Origin of the sequence: Priestia flexa (assembly GCF_021441905.1) — a bacterium.
GTDB classification, from domain to species: Bacteria; Bacillota; Bacilli; order Bacillales; family Bacillaceae_H; genus Priestia; species Priestia flexa.
The window spans coordinates 1,014,607-1,032,134 of record NZ_CP090431.1 but is presented as its reverse complement, the minus strand read 5'-3'; the positions used below and the strand labels follow the sequence as shown (position 1 = coordinate 1,032,134).

Below are 17,528 nucleotides of genomic sequence, written 5' to 3'. Positions count from 1 at the left end.
TCTGAATCTTTTTAATAGTATCACAAAATCTAGATATGACTCAAATAAAAAAAGAGCATCTCTTCAATGCTCTTTTCCTAAACTTCTTCTAGGGTCCACTCTGCTTCTTTTTTGTTAAAAATCAAATAAGCTCTTAATTTACTCTCTTCTTGATTATTAAAACGCTCGTTATACATATCCTCCATATCCGTAAATCGACCGATCGTATAGACTGGAATATGCAGATCTTTACGTGACTGAGCCTGTTGTTCAAAATCAAAGAGCAAGCCGTCCTGCGTCAACATTAAAAGCGTATTAGCTACTACAAGTGGTAAAGCAGGATATTCAGATTTTTTTCGTCGAAACCCAAAACCTTTTTGCTTCAAAGAAGATGCTTTCAACGGAATCACACGGCTTATCATATGCTTAATATCGTATACATCTCGATAATACGTTTTATTATAATAGCCATCTTCACCAGCTAAATAAACAAACTGATTGCTTAATTTATTCACAAAAGGTGAATGTAAGGGCTTTTTCATGTGCCCTAAATACAAGAGAGAAGCAACATCTTGTGGCTCCAATAGATCAAGTGAAGACACATCATCTACATCTATCCAACAAAAATCACCGTAATCTGATACCTCTTCGTCGACTAATAAAGAAACCTGTTCCTCTTCAAGATAGTCCATATGAGTAGAGTAATGGTAATCGCTATCTTCAAATTGATGTTTTAATAACAAAAGGTTCGTGAGAGGATTACGCAATGACTGATAGAACTCTTTAAACGTAATGCCATGCGTGACAAAGCACTTCTCATTTACATTTCCATTTATATAAACGACATCTTTCATTCCTTCTGCTTTACTCAACCTTCCTAACCACCTTACCAATTCATTTCAAAGAGTAAATACGTTCCTTCAATTCATTTATTATATCTCTAAAATAAAGAAGGTGTAAATATATATATGCAGTAATTTTTCTGAGAATTTTCCATTTTAATCATTAAAAATTCCCGAATATGATGCTACAATATTCCATAGTCTAAAAACAAATTTTAATTGGAGTGAATGCTTTCATGGATGTACGTCATCTACATTATTTTACTGAGGTTGCTAAGCATAAAAATTTCACGCGTGCTTCAGAAGCTTTACATATCTCACAACCTTCACTAAGTAAGATGGTGAAGTCTTTAGAGGAAGAGCTTGGAACTCCACTATTAGATCGTTCCTTTAAAAAAGTAGAACTAACTGATGCGGGAGCCATTGTGTATGAACAAGCTGAAAGCATCATCGCTTCTTTACGCGACCTATCTAATTCTTTATATGACTTAATGCATTTAAAACGAGGAATCATTAAGATTGGCATTCCCCCCATTATCGGTACATTATTTTTCCCACCTATTATTAAATCATTTCGAGAGCAATATCCTGACGTTCAAATTCAAATGATTGAGTACGGAGCAAAAAAGATGGAGAAAATCGTAGAACAAGGAGACGTAGACGTAGGAGTTGTGCTACTGCCAGTAAACGAGGACATGTTTTCCTTTACCCCATTAGCAAAAGAAACCTTGCAGCTCATTGTTCATAAAAACCACCCTCTTGCTCGTCATAAAAGCATTTCGTTACAAGAATTAAAAAATGAGACCTTTATTTCGTTTCACGAAGACTTTACGATGTATGAGATGGTTTACAATGAGTGTTTAAAAAGCGGCTTTGAGCCTACTATTGGCTATAAAAGCTCACAGTGGGATTTTATTAGCGAAATGGTCGCCGCTAACTTAGGAATTGCGCTGTTTCCTTATTCTTTGTGTGAAAAAATTGATTTAGAACAGCTCACAGTTGTTGAGTTAGAAAACGGGATTCCTTGGGAACTAGCTCTTATTACAAAACAAGATCGCTATATTTCATACGCCACTCAAGCATTTATTGATCATATTAAACAAACTGTATAATCGCACGCGCTGCAAGCTAAACTTTTGAAAAAATAGAAATGTAAGAAGTATAATAAAAGGTACTGAGTAATGGAACAAAAATGAGGTGAACCAATTGAGCCAGCTAAATAAAGAATTTAATTGTGAGAAAGAATTGACGCTCGCTATCATCGGCGGAAAGTGGAAAATGCTCATTCTATGGCATTTAGGTCATGAAGGGACAAAGCGCTTTGGTGAATTAAAAGCCTTAATCCCTGACATCACGCCTCGCATGCTGGCAAATCAGCTACGAGAGCTAGAAGATGATGTAATCGTCCACCGAGAGGTATACCCTGTCGTTCCTCCAAAGGTTGAATATTCGCTAACTGAACATGGTCAAAGCCTGATACCAGTCTTAACTGCTATGTATAGCTGGGGACAAAGTTACCGTGACACTGTACTAGTAAATCAAGAAAAAAGTGAAGCAATCACCAAATAAGAATTGTGAAATATTTTTTTTAGAGATGATGCATTATGTATCATCTCTATTTTTCCAAGTAAATAAAGCGATTACATAACTGTTATCACCAAAAGTATACTTCAGTATACTATCAAATTCTATAGTAGTTGTTTAAAAAGTGCGTACTTTTAGCAGCAAATAAAACTGGGTATACTACTTTTACACCTGTTGCTTTGTTACACAACAGTGAATAGATAGAATTTCTAAGGAGTGAAGAAAGCATGGAACTACAATTAGCATTAGATTTAGTAAACATCGCTGAAGCAAAAGAGGTTATTAAAGAAGTCGAAGATCATATTGATATCGTAGAAATCGGGACGCCCGTTGTCATTAACGAAGGCTTGCGTGCTGTAAAAGAGGTTAAAGAAGCATTTCCAAACTTAAAAGTATTAGCTGACCTTAAAATTATGGATGCTGCCGGTTACGAAGTACAGCAAGCATCAAAAGCTGGCGCTGACATTGTGACGATTTTAGGTGTTGCTGAAGATATGTCAATTAAAGGTGCTGTGGAAGAAGCAAAAAAACAAAACAAAAAAATCCTTGTTGATATGATTGGTGTTAAAGACATTAAAGGTCGTGCTCAAGAATTAGATGAGCTTGGCGTTGATTATATTTGTGTTCATACTGGTTACGATTTACAAGCTGTTGGCCAAAACTCATTTGAAGACTTAGTAACGATCAAAAGCGTTGTTAAAAATGCAAAAACCGCTGTTGCTGGTGGCATTAAGTTAGAAACGTTACCAGAAGTAGTAAAAGCTCAGCCAGACCTTGTTATTGTTGGTGGCGGTATTACAGGTCAAGACGATAAAAAAGCGACAGCTGCTAAAATGAAAGAACTTATTTCAAACTGAGGAACGAATCGTGAATATTAACAGCCATTTACGTCAAATTGTAGACGAACTGACACAGACTACAGAGCGTGTTTCAGCTAGTGAAGCTGAGCAGCTTGTTAATGCCATCATTGAAGCAAAGCGCGTTTTCGTAACAGGCTCTGGTCGTTCAGGCTTCATGGGAAAATCATTTGCCATGAGAATGATGCATATGGGTATTGATGCTTATGTTATCGGCGAAACCGTTACCTCAACATTTACCAAAGATGACCTGCTTATTTTAGGATCTGGATCTGGTGAAACAAAAATGCTTATTCCAGTTGTGGAAAAAGCAAAAGAAATTGGTGGTAAAGTTAGCGTTGTTACCATCTCTCCTAAATCGACGCTTGGAACGTTAGCTGATTTTACTGTCAAACTTCCAGGTGCAAAAAAAGACCAAACAAATAGTGACTATCAAACTGTACAGCCAATGGGGTCTCTATTTGAACAAACGCTCTTGCTTTTTTACGATGCGCTTATTCTGCGCTTTATGGAAAAGAAAGGTTTAGATACGCACAAAATGTACGGTAAACATGCTAATTTAGAATAGCAAAAAAGCCACCTCTTTTATAAGATGGTGGTTTTTTTCATTCCACTTTAGCTATAGTTAAAAGGCATAGTAATTATAGTTATTATATATTTTACGTTATAGCTAAATTTAGGTAAGATAAGTTTGTAGCATTCATCTTCTCAATTTATACCTCATCGGTATAAGCCAAAAATACTTTCTTTTTCCCCTCAATAGAGTCGCCGATCAGGCGGCTCTATTGTTATGAATAAGCTAAAGGAGGAACATCATAATGAAGGTTTTAACATTATTTGTTCAAATTCTTTTTTTCATATTAATCTTTTTTGTTGGTCAACAGATTTCTCAATCGCTGAACCTTCCTATTCCAGGAAGCATTGTTGGATTTGGTTTGCTGTTTTTGTTGCTTCATTTGAAGGTCATTAAATTAAATTGGGTAGAGCGAGCTGGTAATTTGCTTGTTGGTGAACTATTACTCTTTTTTATTCCAGCCGTTGTAGGTCTAATTAATTATGGAGACGTTCTTAAATCATTTGGACTTCAAATTTTAATTGTTATTACGATAAGTACCATTGTAGTTATGGCGCTTACCGGAATGATGGCTGAATCTATTTCTAAACGCAAGGAGGTGTCAAACGAATGACTTGGTTAACAGCTGTAGCATTTCCACTTACACTCGTTGTCTATACGCTTTCAAAATGGCTTTATAAAAAATATAAAACCATTTTGGTTTCGCCTATTTTACTAGCTCCCTGCTTGCTCATCATATTTTTATTATTCTCACATGGTTCATACGATCAGTATAAGCAAGGAGCAGACTTTATTAGCTACATGCTCGGACCCGCTACGGTAGCATTTGCTGTGCCGATGTATAAGTATTTTCATCTTCTAAAAAAACATCGTGTAGAAATTGCCGTAAGCGTAGCAACTGGAACTCTTGTAGCGATGGTATCTTCAATGGTTTTAGCAGGTCTTTTCCATATGAAAGCCACGCTTGTACAAAGTATTATTCCACGTTCTGTGACTATTCCTATTGCCATTAACGTATCAGAAACGCTTGGAGGAGATCCGAATATTACAATTTTATTCGTTGTGCTGTCAGGCATTATTGGAACGTTTATTGCACCTACCCTTATCAAATACCTTGCTCTTCACTCTTCACTAGCTAAAGGCTTGCTTTTAGGAGTGGCGTCACACGGTACAGGTACGGCTCGTGCATTCGAGTTTGGTAAAATTGAAGGGACATTCTCAAGCTTAGGAATGATTGTAGCAGCGCTTTTAACGATGGTGTTTGCTAATATCTTTTTACCTTTGCTCTTTTAAACAACACAAGGCTGGGACATAACGAAATGCTCCCTTCTCAAAGACGAATCATAACGTTTCTACAATAGTTAATTTATAGCAACAAGTTCGTTCCATTGCGCTACGGACACTCGCTTTCCTCTATCTCCCGCAGGAGTCGAGTGTCTTATGCTCCATTCCACTATTTTCCTAAAGACGATTTCCAAATCATCAAAAAAACCGATCTACTAAGAGTTAACTTTCAATAGATCGGATAGATTATTATCAGGAAGACTTAGGTCATAGCCTCATTTTATACTATAAAATTCAAAAAAGATGCTCTAATCACTAGAGCATCTTTTTTATTAGATATGGAATTTTGATTTTACAAATTCAATTACTTCTTCAGTAGAAGACATTGATAAAATCTCATCTAAGTGTGGTTCAATATCCGCTTTTGATAATTGACGGATTTGAGAACGTGCTTTTAAGATAGATGTTGCGCTCATTGAGAATTCATCTAAGCCTAAGCCTAAAAGAATTGGAATCGCAATTTCATCTCCAGCCATTTCTCCACACATACCAACCCATTTGCCTTCTTTATGAGCCGCTTTAATAACCATGTTTACTAAGCGTAAGATTGCTGGGTTATACGGTTGATATAAGTAAGATACGCGCTCATTCATGCGGTCAGCCGCAAGCGTGTATTGAATTAAATCGTTTGTTCCAATTGAGAAGAAGTCTACTTCTTTTGCAAATAAATCTGCAATAACTGCTGAAGAAGGAATTTCAACCATCATACCTACTTCAATGTTATCAGAAACGCTAACGCCCTCTGCTTCAAGCTTTGCTTTTTCTTCTAAAAGAATGGCTTTTGCTTGGCGGAACTCGTCAACTGTTGCAATCATTGGGAACATGATTTTTAAGTTTCCATATACGCTAGCACGTAATAACGCACGAAGCTGTGTACGGAACATATCTTGCATTTCTAAGCATAGACGGATTGCACGGAAACCTAAGAATGGATTCATTTCTTTAGGTAGGTTTAGATAAGGAAGCTCTTTATCTCCACCGATATCTAAAGTACGAACAACAACAGGCTTGCCTTCCATACGCTCTAAAACTGTTTTGTATGATGTGAATTGTTCTTCCTCTGTTGGAAGCTCTTCACGACCCATATATAAGAACTCTGTACGGTAAAGACCAACGCCTTCACCACCGTTTTCTAATACACCTTTAACATCTTCAGGCGTTCCAATATTAGCAGCAAGTTCTACGTGGTGATCATCCGCTGAAACTGTTTTTTCGTTTACAAGCTTTGCCCATTCAGCTTTTTGTGCTGCATATTCTTCTGCCTTTTTCTCATACGCTTTAATCGTTTCTTCTGATGGGTTAACAATAACGTTTCCATCAAGACCATCAACGATTACAAGTGTACCGTTTTCAATGTCTTCCATAACTGTTTTTGTTCCAACAACAGCTGGAATTTCCATTGAACGGGCCATAATTGCAGAGTGAGAAGTACGGCCTCCGATATCAGTTGTAAACCCTTTTACAAATTTACGATTTAACTGAGCTGTGTCAGATGGCGTTAAGTCTTCTGCAATAATGACAACTTCTTCAGAAATCATGCTTGGGTTTGAAACGTTTACACCTAAAAGATGTGCTAATACACGCTTCGTTACGTCACGAATATCTGCTGCACGCTCTTTCATGTATTCGTTATCCATTGACTCAAACATGTTGATGAACATCGCTGCAACTTCGTCTAGTGCGACTTCAGCATTCACGTTTTCACCAGTAATTTTATCTTTAATCGGATTGATTAATTCCGGATCGCTTAATACTAATAAATGTGCTGCAAAGATTTCAGCTTTATCTTCGCCAAGTTCTTTACGCGCATGTTCTTTAATCGTTTCAAGCTCTGATCTAGATGTTGCAAGTGCTTCTTCTAGACGAGCTACTTCAGCTTCAACGTCTGAAACGGATTTCTTTTCAACGGTTAACTCTGGATTTTCTAGACGGAATGCTTTAGCAATAGCAATGCCGCTAGAAGCGGCAATGCCTTGAATTTCCACTGTCATTATTCGCCTAATCCTTCTTTTTTCATTGTATCTTCAAGAGCTGCAATTGCATCAGCTTCGTCTGAACCTTCAGCAGAAATTGTGATTGTAGCTCCTTTTTGGATACCTAAAGACATAACGCCCATGATTGATTTTAAGTTTACAGTTTTACCGTTGAACTCTAAGTTGATATCAGAATCAAATTTGCTAGCTGCTTGTACTAATGTTGTTGCTGGACGTGCGTGAATTCCTGAGTCTGCTGTTACTGTAAATGTTTTTTGTGCCATGTTAAATCAATCTCCTTTTTACTTTGAAATAGTAATAATATTTTGTTCTTGCAATGAAACTTCGCCTTGCTTTAAGATTTCTACCTTTTCATCTGCTTGTAGGTTTGTAAAGATGACAGGTGTAATCGTAGATGGTGCATTTGATTTTACAAAATCCAAGTCAACTTGTAATAATGGTTGGCCTTGCTTCACTTCGTCACCTTGAGCAACAAGTGCATCAAAACCTTCACCTTTTAAGTTAACTGTGTCAATTCCAAAGTGAATTAGAATTTCTTGCCCAGTCGTTGATTCAATTCCTAAAGCATGCTTCGTCGGGAATAAGTTTACTATCTTTCCGTCCACTGGCGCAACTACTGTGCCTGTTTTCGGAATAATCGCAAAACCGTCACCCATTAATTTTTGTGAGAATACTTGGTCCGGTACTTCTGATAACGGAACTAATTCTCCTTCAATTGGTGAAACAATGTCGCCACCGTTTGTGCTTACCGCAGCTTTCGGTGCTTCTTCTACAGCTTTTGGTTCTTCTTTTGGTGCAACAGGCGTTTTGCCATCCATAATGTCTTTAATCTGACTCTTTAACGTATCAGATTTAGGACCAAAGATTGCTTGAATATTGTTACCTACTTCTAACACACCAGAAGCCCCTAACTTTTTCAATCGCTCTTTATCAACATTTTTAACATCATCAACTGATACACGTAAACGAGTAATACATGCGTCTAAGTGCGTAATGTTTGGTTGACCACCTAATGCTTCTAGGATATTGCGTGGTAATTCACCCGCTTCAACCTTATCACTATCTGCATCATCCGATTTCTCTTCACGACCTGGTGTTTTTAAATTAAACTTACGGATCGCAAAGCGGAAACCAAAGTAATAAATAACTGCTAGAACAAGACCAACTGGGATTACTAACCACCAATCTGTTCTATTTTGTAACACACCGAATAGGATATAGTCAATAACCCCACCGGAGAATGTCATACCAATTTTAACATTTAAAATCTCCATGATCATAAATGATAGACCAGCAAACACTGCGTGAATTGCGAATAAAACTGGTGCTACGAATAAGAATGAGAACTCAAGTGGTTCTGTAATACCTGTTAAGAATGATGTTAAAGCCGCTGAACCCATGATACCAGCTACATACTTCTTATTTTCAGGACGAGCTTCGTGATAAATAGCAAGCGCTGCTGCTGGTAAACCGAACATCATGAACGGGAATTTACCAACTTGGAACGTACCTGCTGTTAATTCAGCACCATCTGCTAATTGTGCCATGAAGATACGTTGGTCTCCACGGAACACTTCACCAGCTTGATTCACATAAGACCCAAACTCATACCAGAATGGTGAATAGAAAATATGGTGTAAACCGAATGGAATTAATGAACGCTCAATAACCCCGAAGATAAATGCCGATAGCGTTAAGTTTGCATCAATCATATTGTTTGAGAATGCATTTAGTGCATTTTGAATGATTGGCCATATTGCTACCATGATTAAACCAATAACAATTGATGATACCGCTGTTGCGATTGGAACAAAGCGCTTACCAGCAAAGAAACCTAAGTATGGAGGTAGCTCGATGTTAAAGAAACGGTTGTACATAGCCGCTGCTAGCACCCCAATTATAATACCACCAAACACACCTGTTTGTAACGTTGGAATTCCTAACACACTTGCGTATGCAGGATCTTCTAATAACTTAGCAAATTCAGCTGGTTTTAAACCATCCAGCCCTTTTACTGTACCCATCGTTACGTTCATAATTAAATAACCAACGATTGCTGCAAGTCCGGCTACGCCTTCTCCTCCAGCTAACCCAACTGCTACCCCTACAGCAAATAGTAAAGGTAAGTTACCAAAAATAATGTCTCCAGCGTTGGACATAACATGAGCAACCATCTGGAACCAGTCAGCATTTAAAGCCGGTAATCTTTCAAGTAACGTTTCATTTTGAAAAGCAGTACCAAACCCAAGTAGGATACCTGCTGCCGGTAAAATCGCAACCGGCAACATAAGTGCTTTTCCGACTTTTTGTAAGACGCCAAAAAGCTTTTTAAACATGGCGTTTTACCCCCTTTTTATATTTGTATTGTGCAACAAGATGATGTTTTGATACACATTCAATTCAAACGCTTTCTTTTTAACAAAAAAGGATACGTGAATCTAAGTGAGTATTTCATTAGTTTGTTCATGATTACGCTTTCTTACAACAAAAAAGGCATGGTGAAAATTGAAACACCAACAAAAGGATAGACCTATCCCTGTTCATGCGTTTCATTTCTCACTCATGCCTGATCGTATCAGTAACACGTATGAAATGATTTTATAAATCCGATTTTGTCATAAGTCGCTGCAGATGCATCGTTAAATAAACGGCTTCTGCTTCATAAACTGGTAAGTGTAGAGCTTGTTGCATAATTTTAATCACTTTCCATGAGACATTGTAACATAGAGGATATTCCTCTTTCAATAGTAAAGCAATTTTTTTTGGTTCTTCAATGACTTCCCCTGTCTTCACCCGATCAATTGCAAAATGCAAGTGGCGAATTAGCCTCATATAATGAACAGATTCTTTGTTCACATCAAGGTTTAAAGACTCTTCAATGACGTTAATAATTGTTTGAATAAGCTGCGAATCTTGATTTACTTCTAAAATATTTTTTTCCGTTAACGCGCTGTGAATATGCAGTGCAATAAACCCCACTTCCCCTATCGGTAGCTGCACTCCAACTTTTTCATGAATCATTGCTACAACCTCTTCAGCAATTTCAAATTCTTTTGGGTAAAGAGCTTTTGTTTCAATTAAAAAAGGATTTTTCAAATCAAGGCCTTGTTGAAAACGCTTTACAGCAAATGCAATATGATCTGTTAATCCGATATGAATGTGCTCATTTAAAGGTTTAGATACACGTGCTTGTATATGTGTAATGATATCATTCATCATCTCAATTACATTTTCGTCAACCTGTAGTAAAAGCTGCTTATATTGTTCCTGCTCTTCCTCGCTTTTAAGCAAAAACATCTTTTCTACAGCATCTGCATCTATTTCGTCGTTTTTCTTTTTGTTAAAGCCAATTCCTTTTCCTATTAAAACAACCTCTTTGTATGCATTGTGTGTAGCAATTAAAACATTATTATTTAGTACCTTTTTTACAAAAAAGGACTCTCTCACGAATCCTTCACTCCCCTACTTGACTTCAATTACGCGTTTTTTTATTGTACGAAAACTGGCAAAAGAACGTCAAATCTTTTGTTTTGTTTCATTTTTACCTTTATAACCTAATGAAAGAAGTATCTCTTGGGAGAGTAAATATTTTCCTTCATTAAATGTTTAATAAGTAAAAGCTTACCTTTTTTTATACTAGCTTCAAAATAATTTATTGTACGTACTATCTTAGTGCTTATTTCTCATAAACGCAATGAATTTTTTTGAGTCGGTTCCATAACATGCATTGACAATAAATTGGTTATATTTAGCTGTAAATAAAATTACTACAACATCTAATAGTGCAAAGAACCCCAACGAATTCCATTTAGGTAACACCAATATATCTGTAGACAGTAAAACGAAATCAGCTATTCGAAAACCAAGAAAAAAGCAGCCTAGCATGGTTAGAGAACGCTTTAAAATTCCCCAAGAATATAGGGCTGTTAAAAGCCATACATAAAGTGTATTAAAACTAAGCACATCCCGTGTCTCTGATTGAAACCACCCCACATGTATAGAATGGGTTTTAAACATGGCAATTAAAAACAACATGATGGTTGTGTTAATTGCTAATAAGCTAAAGAATAAGTTTAATACATGAATCCACCGCTCAAATCGATCAGACAGCCACGCATGCCATGTCTTTGCAATGACGAACCCAATTGTCATAAAAATACCTGTGTAAATCGTTTTCCACCAATACTGTGTATAAACACCTAAAGAGATAAACAATTCTTCAATTCCCATAAAAATAAACGATATAAGTACAATATAACGAAACTTCAGCTGATAAGCCCCAATTAAAACAGCGATAACTGGAAATGCAAAGGCTTGTGATACCAACGACCCCAAAATATTATCAAGGTCTGTTTCATGTACAAAATTTGGATTATATTGATAGCTTTTAAATAGTACAAGAATGAAGTACTCCAACACGTACGCTAAACCAATCATAAAGAATAATAAGATAATCAGTTTTTTATCCCTTGTATTCCATAGAACAAAAACAAAGATTAGGACACTTATGATAATTAAAACTAAAAACGGTATATAATGAGGCATGAAAGTCTCCCTTAACATAAACTAGTTACTATATAGGGTAAAACCTTTCCTGTAAATTATACATTTGTAAATAGTTTAAAAAACGCTTGCTACAGTTCTAGACTGCAACAAGCGCTTTTATTACCCTTCAATTAAACGAGACAAATTTGCCATCTCAATAGCAGAAGCTGCTGCTTCCCATCCTTTGTTACCAGCTTTTGTACCTGCACGTTCAATCGCTTGTTCAATTGTTTCCGTTGTCAGTACACCAAAGATAATTGGTACGCCCGTTTGTAGACTCTGTGAAGCAACGCCTTTTGCTACTTCGTTACAAACAAAATCAAAGTGTGGTGTTGCGCCGCGAATAACTGTTCCTAACGTAATCACCGCATCATACTTTTTTGATTCTGCGAATTTTTTTGCAATTAACGGAATTTCGTATGCGCCAGGTACCCAAGCAATGTCCACATCTGCTTCTGCTACACCATGACGTTTTAGCGCGTCTTGCGCTCCGCCTAACAATCGGCTTGTAATAAATTCATTAAAACGCCCCACTACAATTGCAACTTTTAATCCAGTACCAACTAAATTCCCCTCAAACACATGACTCATTTTCTATTCCTCCTAGTTTTTTTATGTTTTATGTGTAAATTAAATAATTAAAAATGTAATAAGTGACCTAGTTTCGTCGCTTTTGTATTTAAATATTTCTCATTTTCGGCTTCCTTTGGCATTTCAATTGGAAGACGTTCAACTACCTCAAGATCATAACCTTTTAAACCGGTAATTTTACGCGGGTTATTGGTTAAAAGCTTCATCTTTTTCACACCTAAATCCTTTAAAATTTGCGCACCAATCCCATATTCACGAAGGTCATCAGCAAACCCTAATTTTTCATTAGCCTCAACCGTGTCATATCCCTGCTCTTGCAGTTCATATGCTTTTAATTTATTTATTAACCCAATACCTCTTCCTTCTTGACGCATATAAAGAAGGATTCCCGATTGTTCCTCTTCAATTTTTGACAGTGCTGCATGAAGCTGTGGTCCACAATCGCAGCGTTTGGATCCAAAAATATCGCCAGTTAAACACTCAGAATGAACACGAACAAGAACAGGTTCTTCGGGATTAATTTTACCTTTTACAATAGCTACATGTTCTTTATCATCAATTTTATTTGTATATCCAATCGCCTTAAAGTCACCAAAAGCAGTTGGTAATTGAATTTCTACCTCGCGCTTTACAAGCTCATCATGCTTGCGACGATATGCAATAAGATCTTTAATTGTAATCATTTTTAAGTCAAATTGCTCTGCGATCACAGCAAGGTCTGCCACGCGTGCCATAGTTCCATCTTCTTTCATGATTTCACAAATAACACCCGCTGGCTTACCTCCAGCAAGAAGTGCTAAGTCAACGGCAGCTTCTGTATGACCTGCACGTCGTAATACTCCTCCTTTTTTCGCAATTAAAGGAAATACGTGACCCGGTCTACGAAAGTCTGTAGCTTTAGCTTTATCATCAATTAATGCTTGAATGGTTGCCGAACGCTCATGAGCACTAATTCCCGTTGTTGTTGATACATGATCAACACTAACAGTAAAAGCTGTACCATGCATATCCGTATTGGTTGTTACCATAGGATTAAGCTCTAATTTAGCAGCAACTTCTTCTGTAATTGGTGTACAAATCAAACCTCGACCATGCGTTGCCATGAAGTTAACGACTTCGGGAGTAGTCGTTTCAGCTAGTGAAATAAAATCCCCTTCGTTTTCGCGGTCTTCATCATCACAAACAATAACCACTTTACCTTTTTTTAAATCATCAATCGCTTCTTCTACTGTGTGAAACATTTTTCTCACCTCTCTTTTAATTTGTAAACCCGTGCTTTTCGAGTAAACTTTGCATATTGGAAGATTTCGGTGCAGGAGCAGATGAAGGTTTCATCATCATTTCTTTAATATATTTGGCTAACATATCACATTCAATGTTAACAACATCTCCTCGTTCTTTTCTTCCAATAATTGTTTCTTTGGCAGTATGCGGAATTAAAGAAATTGTAAAAGAATGATCTGTAACATTAAATATCGTTAAGCTTGTCCCATCAACAGTAACAGAGCCCTTTAACATCATATAATGACGAAGGCTAGGGTCTACCTTAATTTCATAATATACAGCATTGCCTCTTCGCTCTTTATTCACAATTGTACCGATACCATCAACATGCCCACTCACAAAATGACCACCAAACCGTCCATTTGCGCTCATCGCACGCTCTAAATTAACCTTTGAGCCCACGGTCAATAATTGGAGCGTACTCGCTTTGATCGTTTCAGGCATCACGTCAACGGTAAATCGATTAGTTGAAAATGAAGTCACTGTCAGACACACACCATTAACTGCAATACTGTCTCCTAGAGACACATCCTGTAGGACAACACGTGCTTCAATAGTTAATACAATTGCTTCTTTTCCTTTGTTAATTTGTTTCACTTGACCAATTTCTTCAATAATTCCTGTAAACATTCTTTCACCTTCTTTCCCCATACAATGTACGCAAAAAGCCCCCTTAAACAAGTGTCCAAGGGGGTTGTTTTTAGAATCAGTGTATACAAAGCATCCACAAACAAGATAGCACTTAATAGCCATCTCACTTTGCGATATACTAAATAAGCAGTTGGATATAACGGTTTTCGAAAAAAGCCATTACGCCTATGTAATCGCTACACATCCACTGTGCTCCTGATCCTTCTCCCATCCAGACTTTTACTGTCGGCTCTAGATTTTAACTAGATCCACCGTTATCGAAAAATACGAAAACGGGTCACGGGCTTAAAGGCATTGCCTTATCACCGCCGGTTGGGACTTACACCCGACCCCGAAGGATATTTATGTCGACAATATCTGTCGAATTTGACCTTATTATAGCAAAGCTTTAAACAGTTGTCACACTTTTTAACACATTTTCACTTAACTTACAGAGTTAACTTTTTTCTTTTTTGATACAGAGCATAACTAAAAGTGCTAATCCAATATAGCCGAAAATCGGATACAGCACCTTCAACAACTCTCCATACCCAACCTGTGCAACTAGAAAACATAGCGCAAAGATAAAGGCAAAAGCTCGCTGATTTGAGATTGGCAATATGGATTGAATCTGTCTAGCAATTCCAAATACATTTCCAATTAGTGTGGTGAAAATCTCTCCAAAAACTACTAGTAAAAAGAGCCAATTAACGAAAAGGCCAATATGTTTTACTACTTCACTCATTGGAATATCTAAATGGTATGCATACGGCAAGTTTGAAAGAGCTAAATGCGTTGCCACCATCATAAATGTTAAACCAATGCCTCCTAAAACCGCACCGTTTTTAATGACTTTTCTATCTTTCACTTCGCTTCCTAAAGGAACAAGGACGGCTTGTGCTAATGCTAAATTAAGAGCCACATACAAAAAAGGACTAATCAGCCAGTTCCAATCCCTTGAAAATGAACCGTTGACACTTGTAAAAATGAAAAATCAGGAGCGTGTGGAATAAAGATTAAAATTGAAAAAGCAAGCATCATTGGCACTACAAGTGAATTAACAAATAGTAGCCCATTAATTCCTTTGGACACTGATATGTATGCTAAACCAATTGTAAGAAGCATACCCACCTGTGGCCAAAGTCCAAACTGTTCGGCTGCAATTGCTCCCGTACTCGCTAGCATAACGGATGTGACTCCAAACAAAATAATAATGGTAAATCCATTAATCAGCTTCCCCATAAATGTACCGAATAGATGCGTATTTAACGTTTGATAAGACGTTGCATCAATCGATTGTGCAATAAGCATCATTTTTGACCCTAACCAAATAAAGAACAAACCGCTAATTAAAATTCCGAATAAACCAATTGAGCCATACTGAGTAAAAAATTGAACAATTTCTTTACCCGTTGCAAACCCAGCCCCCACTACCGTACCGATATAGGTAGCAGCTACTTGTAGCGTCAGCTTCCATTTACTCAAGTTCTCCACCTCATTTTCTTGGAACTCACTATTTTTTATTCTTTATGACAACATGTCTTATCGCTCAGAAAAGCAGCTTGTACTAAACTATATGTAGAGGCAAAGTAAAAATGACGAATCTTTAAAGATGTAATCGCTTTATCTATCTGTTATAATCAAAGCGAATTTACTATCTAGTTCTTTTGAAAAGGGTGAAGGTATGCAGTACATAAAGCTAGCGGAAGATTTAAAGTTTTCAAGAATTATTCATGGGTTATGGCGTTTAGCCGATTGGAACTTATCAACAAATGATACGCAAACTCTAATTGAACAATGCTTAGATCGAGGTATTACTACATTTGACCATGCGGATATTTATGGTAACTACAGCTGTGAAAAGTTATTTGGGCAAGCGTTAGCGCAAAAGCCTTCTTTACGCGAGTCTATGCAGCTTGTTACAAAATGTGGCATTAAGCTAACGTCTGATAAATATCCAGAGCGTAAAATTAATTTTTATGATACGAGCAAAGAACATATCATCAACAGCGCCAACCAGTCATTAAAGAATTTAAATACGGACTATGTAGATGTTTTACTCATCCACCGTCCAGATCCTTTTATGGATCCACAAGAAGTAGCAGATGCGTTTATTCAGCTTAAAGAAGAAGGAAAAGTACGCTACTTTGGGGTCTCGAACTTTAAACGTTCACAGTTTGATTTACTTCAATCGTTCTTACCTTTTTCACTTATTACGAATCAAATTGAAGTCTCCCCTACTTATTTAAACCATTTTGAAGAAGGCACAATTGAACAATGCCAGCAGCATAAGATAGCGCCGATGGCTTGGTCACCACTAGGTGGCGGCTCCATCTTCACTGCTGAAGATGAGCGTTCCATTCGCGTTCGAAACAAGCTAACAGAAATCGGTGAAGAAATTGGAGCGAAATCGTTAGATCAAGTTGTCTATGCTTGGTTACTAGCTCACCCAGCTACTATTATGCCGATTGTCGGGTCTGGAAAAATGAACCGCATTGATGTAGCTATTCAAGCGTTGGACTTAAAGGTGAATCGCATGCAGTGGTTCCAAATTTTAGAGGCTTCTAAAGGACGACCTGTTGATTAAACCTATTTAGATAATTTCTTTTCTAACACGTAGATTTCAACAATTTAATTCAATGCACTCCGAGGCTGAGAAATAAGTAATTCAGCCAATGATAAACCTGAACGGTTGAGAGTTCCTCACTTTTAATCGTTCAGGTTTTTTATTGATTGTGAAAACAATGTTGAAAATAGGGTGGAATGGAGCGTAGGACACTCGACTCCTGCGGGAAAGAGAGGGAAAACTGAGATCTCGCAGCGCAGGGAGGAAGCTCAGGTTCCTCTCCCCGGAAAGCGAGTGGCCATAGCGCAATGGAACGAACGTGTTCTGACAACGTAAAGAGGTGAGAAAAGGGAGTGTTGGTATTTTTGGAAATTTGTTTTGTTATGCCCACCCTCTTCTTATGATTTATTAGTGAAATTTTCGAAATTGTCTTGTATAATATACAAAAATCAGATAAATTAGATAATAAGATTAAATTTCATCTTTATCGTTCGTTTCTTTTTAAGTAAACATATCGCAGAATGAACTAAAATAATAATCATATATGGATTCTTATCACGAGAGGTGGAGGGACTGGCCCTTTGAAACCTCAGCAACCAGTCGAAATGACATGGTGCTAAATCCAGCAAGCAAATCGCTTGGAAGATAAGAAGAAGAAATAAAGTCTTCTTCTTACAGAAGGCTTTTTTTGTTTATTCATTTTCTTTTTTTATTTGAACACAACTGATAACAGATGAA

At 37.2% G+C, this 17,528-nt stretch carries 18 protein-coding genes and 2 riboswitches; of the genes, 7 read left to right on the top strand and 11 right to left on the bottom strand.

What is annotated here, in order from left to right; all coding sequences use genetic code 11:
• Window positions 1–77: 77 nt before the first annotated feature.
• Window positions 78–851 (bottom strand): hypothetical protein, encoded by a 774-nt coding sequence (locus LZP85_RS05200; RefSeq protein WP_025909194.1) that lies wholly within the window; start codon window positions 849–851, stop codon window positions 78–80.
• Between the two features lie 206 nt (window positions 852–1,057).
• On the opposite strand from LZP85_RS05200, the gene LZP85_RS05195 reads away from it, so the two are divergent.
• From LZP85_RS05195 to LZP85_RS05170, 6 genes are all read left to right on the top strand, one after another.
• On the top strand, window positions 1,058–1,933 hold the full coding sequence (locus LZP85_RS05195) for a LysR substrate-binding domain-containing protein (RefSeq protein ID WP_206782752.1): 876 nt from the start codon (window positions 1,058–1,060) through the stop codon (window positions 1,931–1,933).
• A 94-nt stretch (window positions 1,934–2,027) separates the two neighbouring features.
• Window positions 2,028–2,390 (top strand): transcriptional activator HxlR, encoded by a 363-nt coding sequence (locus tag LZP85_RS05190; RefSeq protein ID WP_119542966.1) that lies wholly within the window; start codon window positions 2,028–2,030, stop codon window positions 2,388–2,390.
• Window positions 2,391–2,632: 242 nt separating this feature from the next.
• Entirely contained in the window at window positions 2,633–3,262 is a 630-nt protein-coding gene (gene hxlA, locus LZP85_RS05185; protein ID WP_025909191.1) for a 3-hexulose-6-phosphate synthase, read from the top strand.
• A 10-nt stretch (window positions 3,263–3,272) separates the two neighbouring features.
• The gene (gene hxlB / locus LZP85_RS05180) at window positions 3,273–3,830 is read left to right on the top strand and encodes a 6-phospho-3-hexuloisomerase (protein ID WP_076513043.1); all 558 of its coding nucleotides are present in this window, start codon (window positions 3,273–3,275) and stop codon (window positions 3,828–3,830) included.
• A 250-nt stretch (window positions 3,831–4,080) separates the two neighbouring features.
• Complete coding sequence (locus LZP85_RS05175) at window positions 4,081–4,449, top strand: CidA/LrgA family protein (protein WP_119542965.1); 369 nt, start codon at window positions 4,081–4,083, stop codon at window positions 4,447–4,449.
• A complete protein-coding gene (locus LZP85_RS05170) occupies window positions 4,446–5,129 on the top strand; it encodes an LrgB family protein (protein WP_119542964.1) in 684 nt (227 codons plus the stop codon). The genes LZP85_RS05175 and LZP85_RS05170 overlap by 4 nt, the downstream gene beginning before the upstream one ends.
• A gap of 323 nt (window positions 5,130–5,452) precedes the next feature.
• Here LZP85_RS05170 and ptsP read toward each other — a convergent pair whose 3' ends face one another.
• The 10 genes from ptsP to LZP85_RS05120 form a co-directional block, all read right to left on the bottom strand.
• The gene (gene ptsP, locus LZP85_RS05165) at window positions 5,453–7,171 is read right to left on the bottom strand and encodes a phosphoenolpyruvate--protein phosphotransferase (protein WP_061786318.1); all 1,719 of its coding nucleotides are present in this window, start codon (window positions 7,169–7,171) and stop codon (window positions 5,453–5,455) included.
• On the bottom strand, window positions 7,171–7,437 hold the full coding sequence (locus tag LZP85_RS05160; RefSeq protein WP_025909186.1) for a phosphocarrier protein HPr: 267 nt from the start codon (window positions 7,435–7,437) through the stop codon (window positions 7,171–7,173). Before LZP85_RS05160 ends, ptsP begins: the two co-directional genes overlap by 1 nt.
• 18 nt (window positions 7,438–7,455) lie before the next feature.
• On the bottom strand, window positions 7,456–9,510 hold the full coding sequence (ptsG, locus tag LZP85_RS05155; RefSeq protein ID WP_119542963.1) for a glucose-specific PTS transporter subunit IIBC: 2,055 nt from the start codon (window positions 9,508–9,510) through the stop codon (window positions 7,456–7,458).
• 262 nt (window positions 9,511–9,772) lie between these two features.
• A complete protein-coding gene (gene glcT / locus LZP85_RS05150) occupies window positions 9,773–10,621 on the bottom strand; it encodes a glucose PTS transporter transcription antiterminator GlcT (protein WP_025909184.1) in 849 nt (282 codons plus the stop codon).
• A gap of 222 nt (window positions 10,622–10,843) precedes the next feature.
• Window positions 10,844–11,719, bottom strand: coding sequence for a hypothetical protein (locus LZP85_RS05145; RefSeq protein WP_119542962.1), 876 nt, complete (start codon window positions 11,717–11,719; stop codon window positions 10,844–10,846).
• A 120-nt stretch (window positions 11,720–11,839) separates the two neighbouring features.
• Window positions 11,840–12,310, bottom strand: a complete 471-nt coding sequence (gene ribH / locus LZP85_RS05140; protein ID WP_025909182.1) for a 6,7-dimethyl-8-ribityllumazine synthase — start codon at window positions 12,308–12,310, stop codon at window positions 11,840–11,842.
• Window positions 12,311–12,357: 47 nt separating this feature from the next.
• Window positions 12,358–13,551, bottom strand: coding sequence for a bifunctional 3,4-dihydroxy-2-butanone-4-phosphate synthase/GTP cyclohydrolase II (locus LZP85_RS05135; protein ID WP_206782754.1), 1,194 nt, complete (start codon window positions 13,549–13,551; stop codon window positions 12,358–12,360).
• 16 nt (window positions 13,552–13,567) lie between these two features.
• On the bottom strand, window positions 13,568–14,224 hold the full coding sequence (gene ribE, locus LZP85_RS05130) for a riboflavin synthase (RefSeq protein ID WP_119543047.1): 657 nt from the start codon (window positions 14,222–14,224) through the stop codon (window positions 13,568–13,570).
• 216 nt (window positions 14,225–14,440) lie between these two features.
• A riboswitch (FMN riboswitch) is annotated at window positions 14,441–14,588 on the bottom strand.
• A 93-nt stretch (window positions 14,589–14,681) separates the two neighbouring features.
• On the bottom strand, window positions 14,682–15,092 hold the full coding sequence (locus LZP85_RS05125; RefSeq protein ID WP_234562069.1) for a hypothetical protein: 411 nt from the start codon (window positions 15,090–15,092) through the stop codon (window positions 14,682–14,684).
• A gap of 71 nt (window positions 15,093–15,163) precedes the next feature.
• Window positions 15,164–15,709, bottom strand: coding sequence for a hypothetical protein (locus LZP85_RS05120; protein WP_234562064.1), 546 nt, complete (start codon window positions 15,707–15,709; stop codon window positions 15,164–15,166).
• A 199-nt stretch (window positions 15,710–15,908) separates the two neighbouring features.
• Between LZP85_RS05120 and LZP85_RS05115 the strand changes: the two genes are divergently transcribed.
• Window positions 15,909–16,811 (top strand): aldo/keto reductase, encoded by a 903-nt coding sequence (locus LZP85_RS05115; protein WP_119542959.1) that lies wholly within the window; start codon window positions 15,909–15,911, stop codon window positions 16,809–16,811.
• A gap of 528 nt (window positions 16,812–17,339) precedes the next feature.
• Window positions 17,340–17,442, top strand: a riboswitch (SAM riboswitch).
• Window positions 17,443–17,528: the final 86 nt, after the last annotated feature.

What these genes read in the sequence shown, in the direction of transcription:
- hxlA (WP_025909191.1), top strand. Translation starts at nt 2,633, where the DNA reads ATGGAACTACAATTAGCATTAGATTTAGTAAACATCGCTGAAGCAAAA.
- LZP85_RS05135 (WP_206782754.1), bottom strand. Translation starts at nt 13,551, where the DNA reads ATGTTTCACACAGTAGAAGAAGCGATTGATGATTTAAAAAAAGGTAAA.
- ribH (WP_025909182.1), bottom strand. Translation starts at nt 12,310, where the DNA reads ATGAGTCATGTGTTTGAGGGGAATTTAGTTGGTACTGGATTAAAAGTT.
- LZP85_RS05145 (WP_119542962.1), bottom strand. Translation starts at nt 11,719, where the DNA reads ATGCCTCATTATATACCGTTTTTAGTTTTAATTATCATAAGTGTCCTA.
- LZP85_RS05195 (WP_206782752.1), top strand. Translation starts at nt 1,058, where the DNA reads ATGGATGTACGTCATCTACATTATTTTACTGAGGTTGCTAAGCATAAA.
- ptsG (WP_119542963.1), bottom strand. Translation starts at nt 9,510, where the DNA reads ATGTTTAAAAAGCTTTTTGGCGTCTTACAAAAAGTCGGAAAAGCACTT.
- LZP85_RS05170 (WP_119542964.1), top strand. Translation starts at nt 4,446, where the DNA reads ATGACTTGGTTAACAGCTGTAGCATTTCCACTTACACTCGTTGTCTAT.
- ptsP (WP_061786318.1), bottom strand. Translation starts at nt 7,171, where the DNA reads ATGACAGTGGAAATTCAAGGCATTGCCGCTTCTAGCGGCATTGCTATT.
- LZP85_RS05160 (WP_025909186.1), bottom strand. Translation starts at nt 7,437, where the DNA reads ATGGCACAAAAAACATTTACAGTAACAGCAGACTCAGGAATTCACGCA.
- LZP85_RS05115 (WP_119542959.1), top strand. Translation starts at nt 15,909, where the DNA reads ATGCAGTACATAAAGCTAGCGGAAGATTTAAAGTTTTCAAGAATTATT.
- ribE (WP_119543047.1), bottom strand. Translation starts at nt 14,224, where the DNA reads ATGTTTACAGGAATTATTGAAGAAATTGGTCAAGTGAAACAAATTAAC.
- LZP85_RS05175 (WP_119542965.1), top strand. Translation starts at nt 4,081, where the DNA reads ATGAAGGTTTTAACATTATTTGTTCAAATTCTTTTTTTCATATTAATC.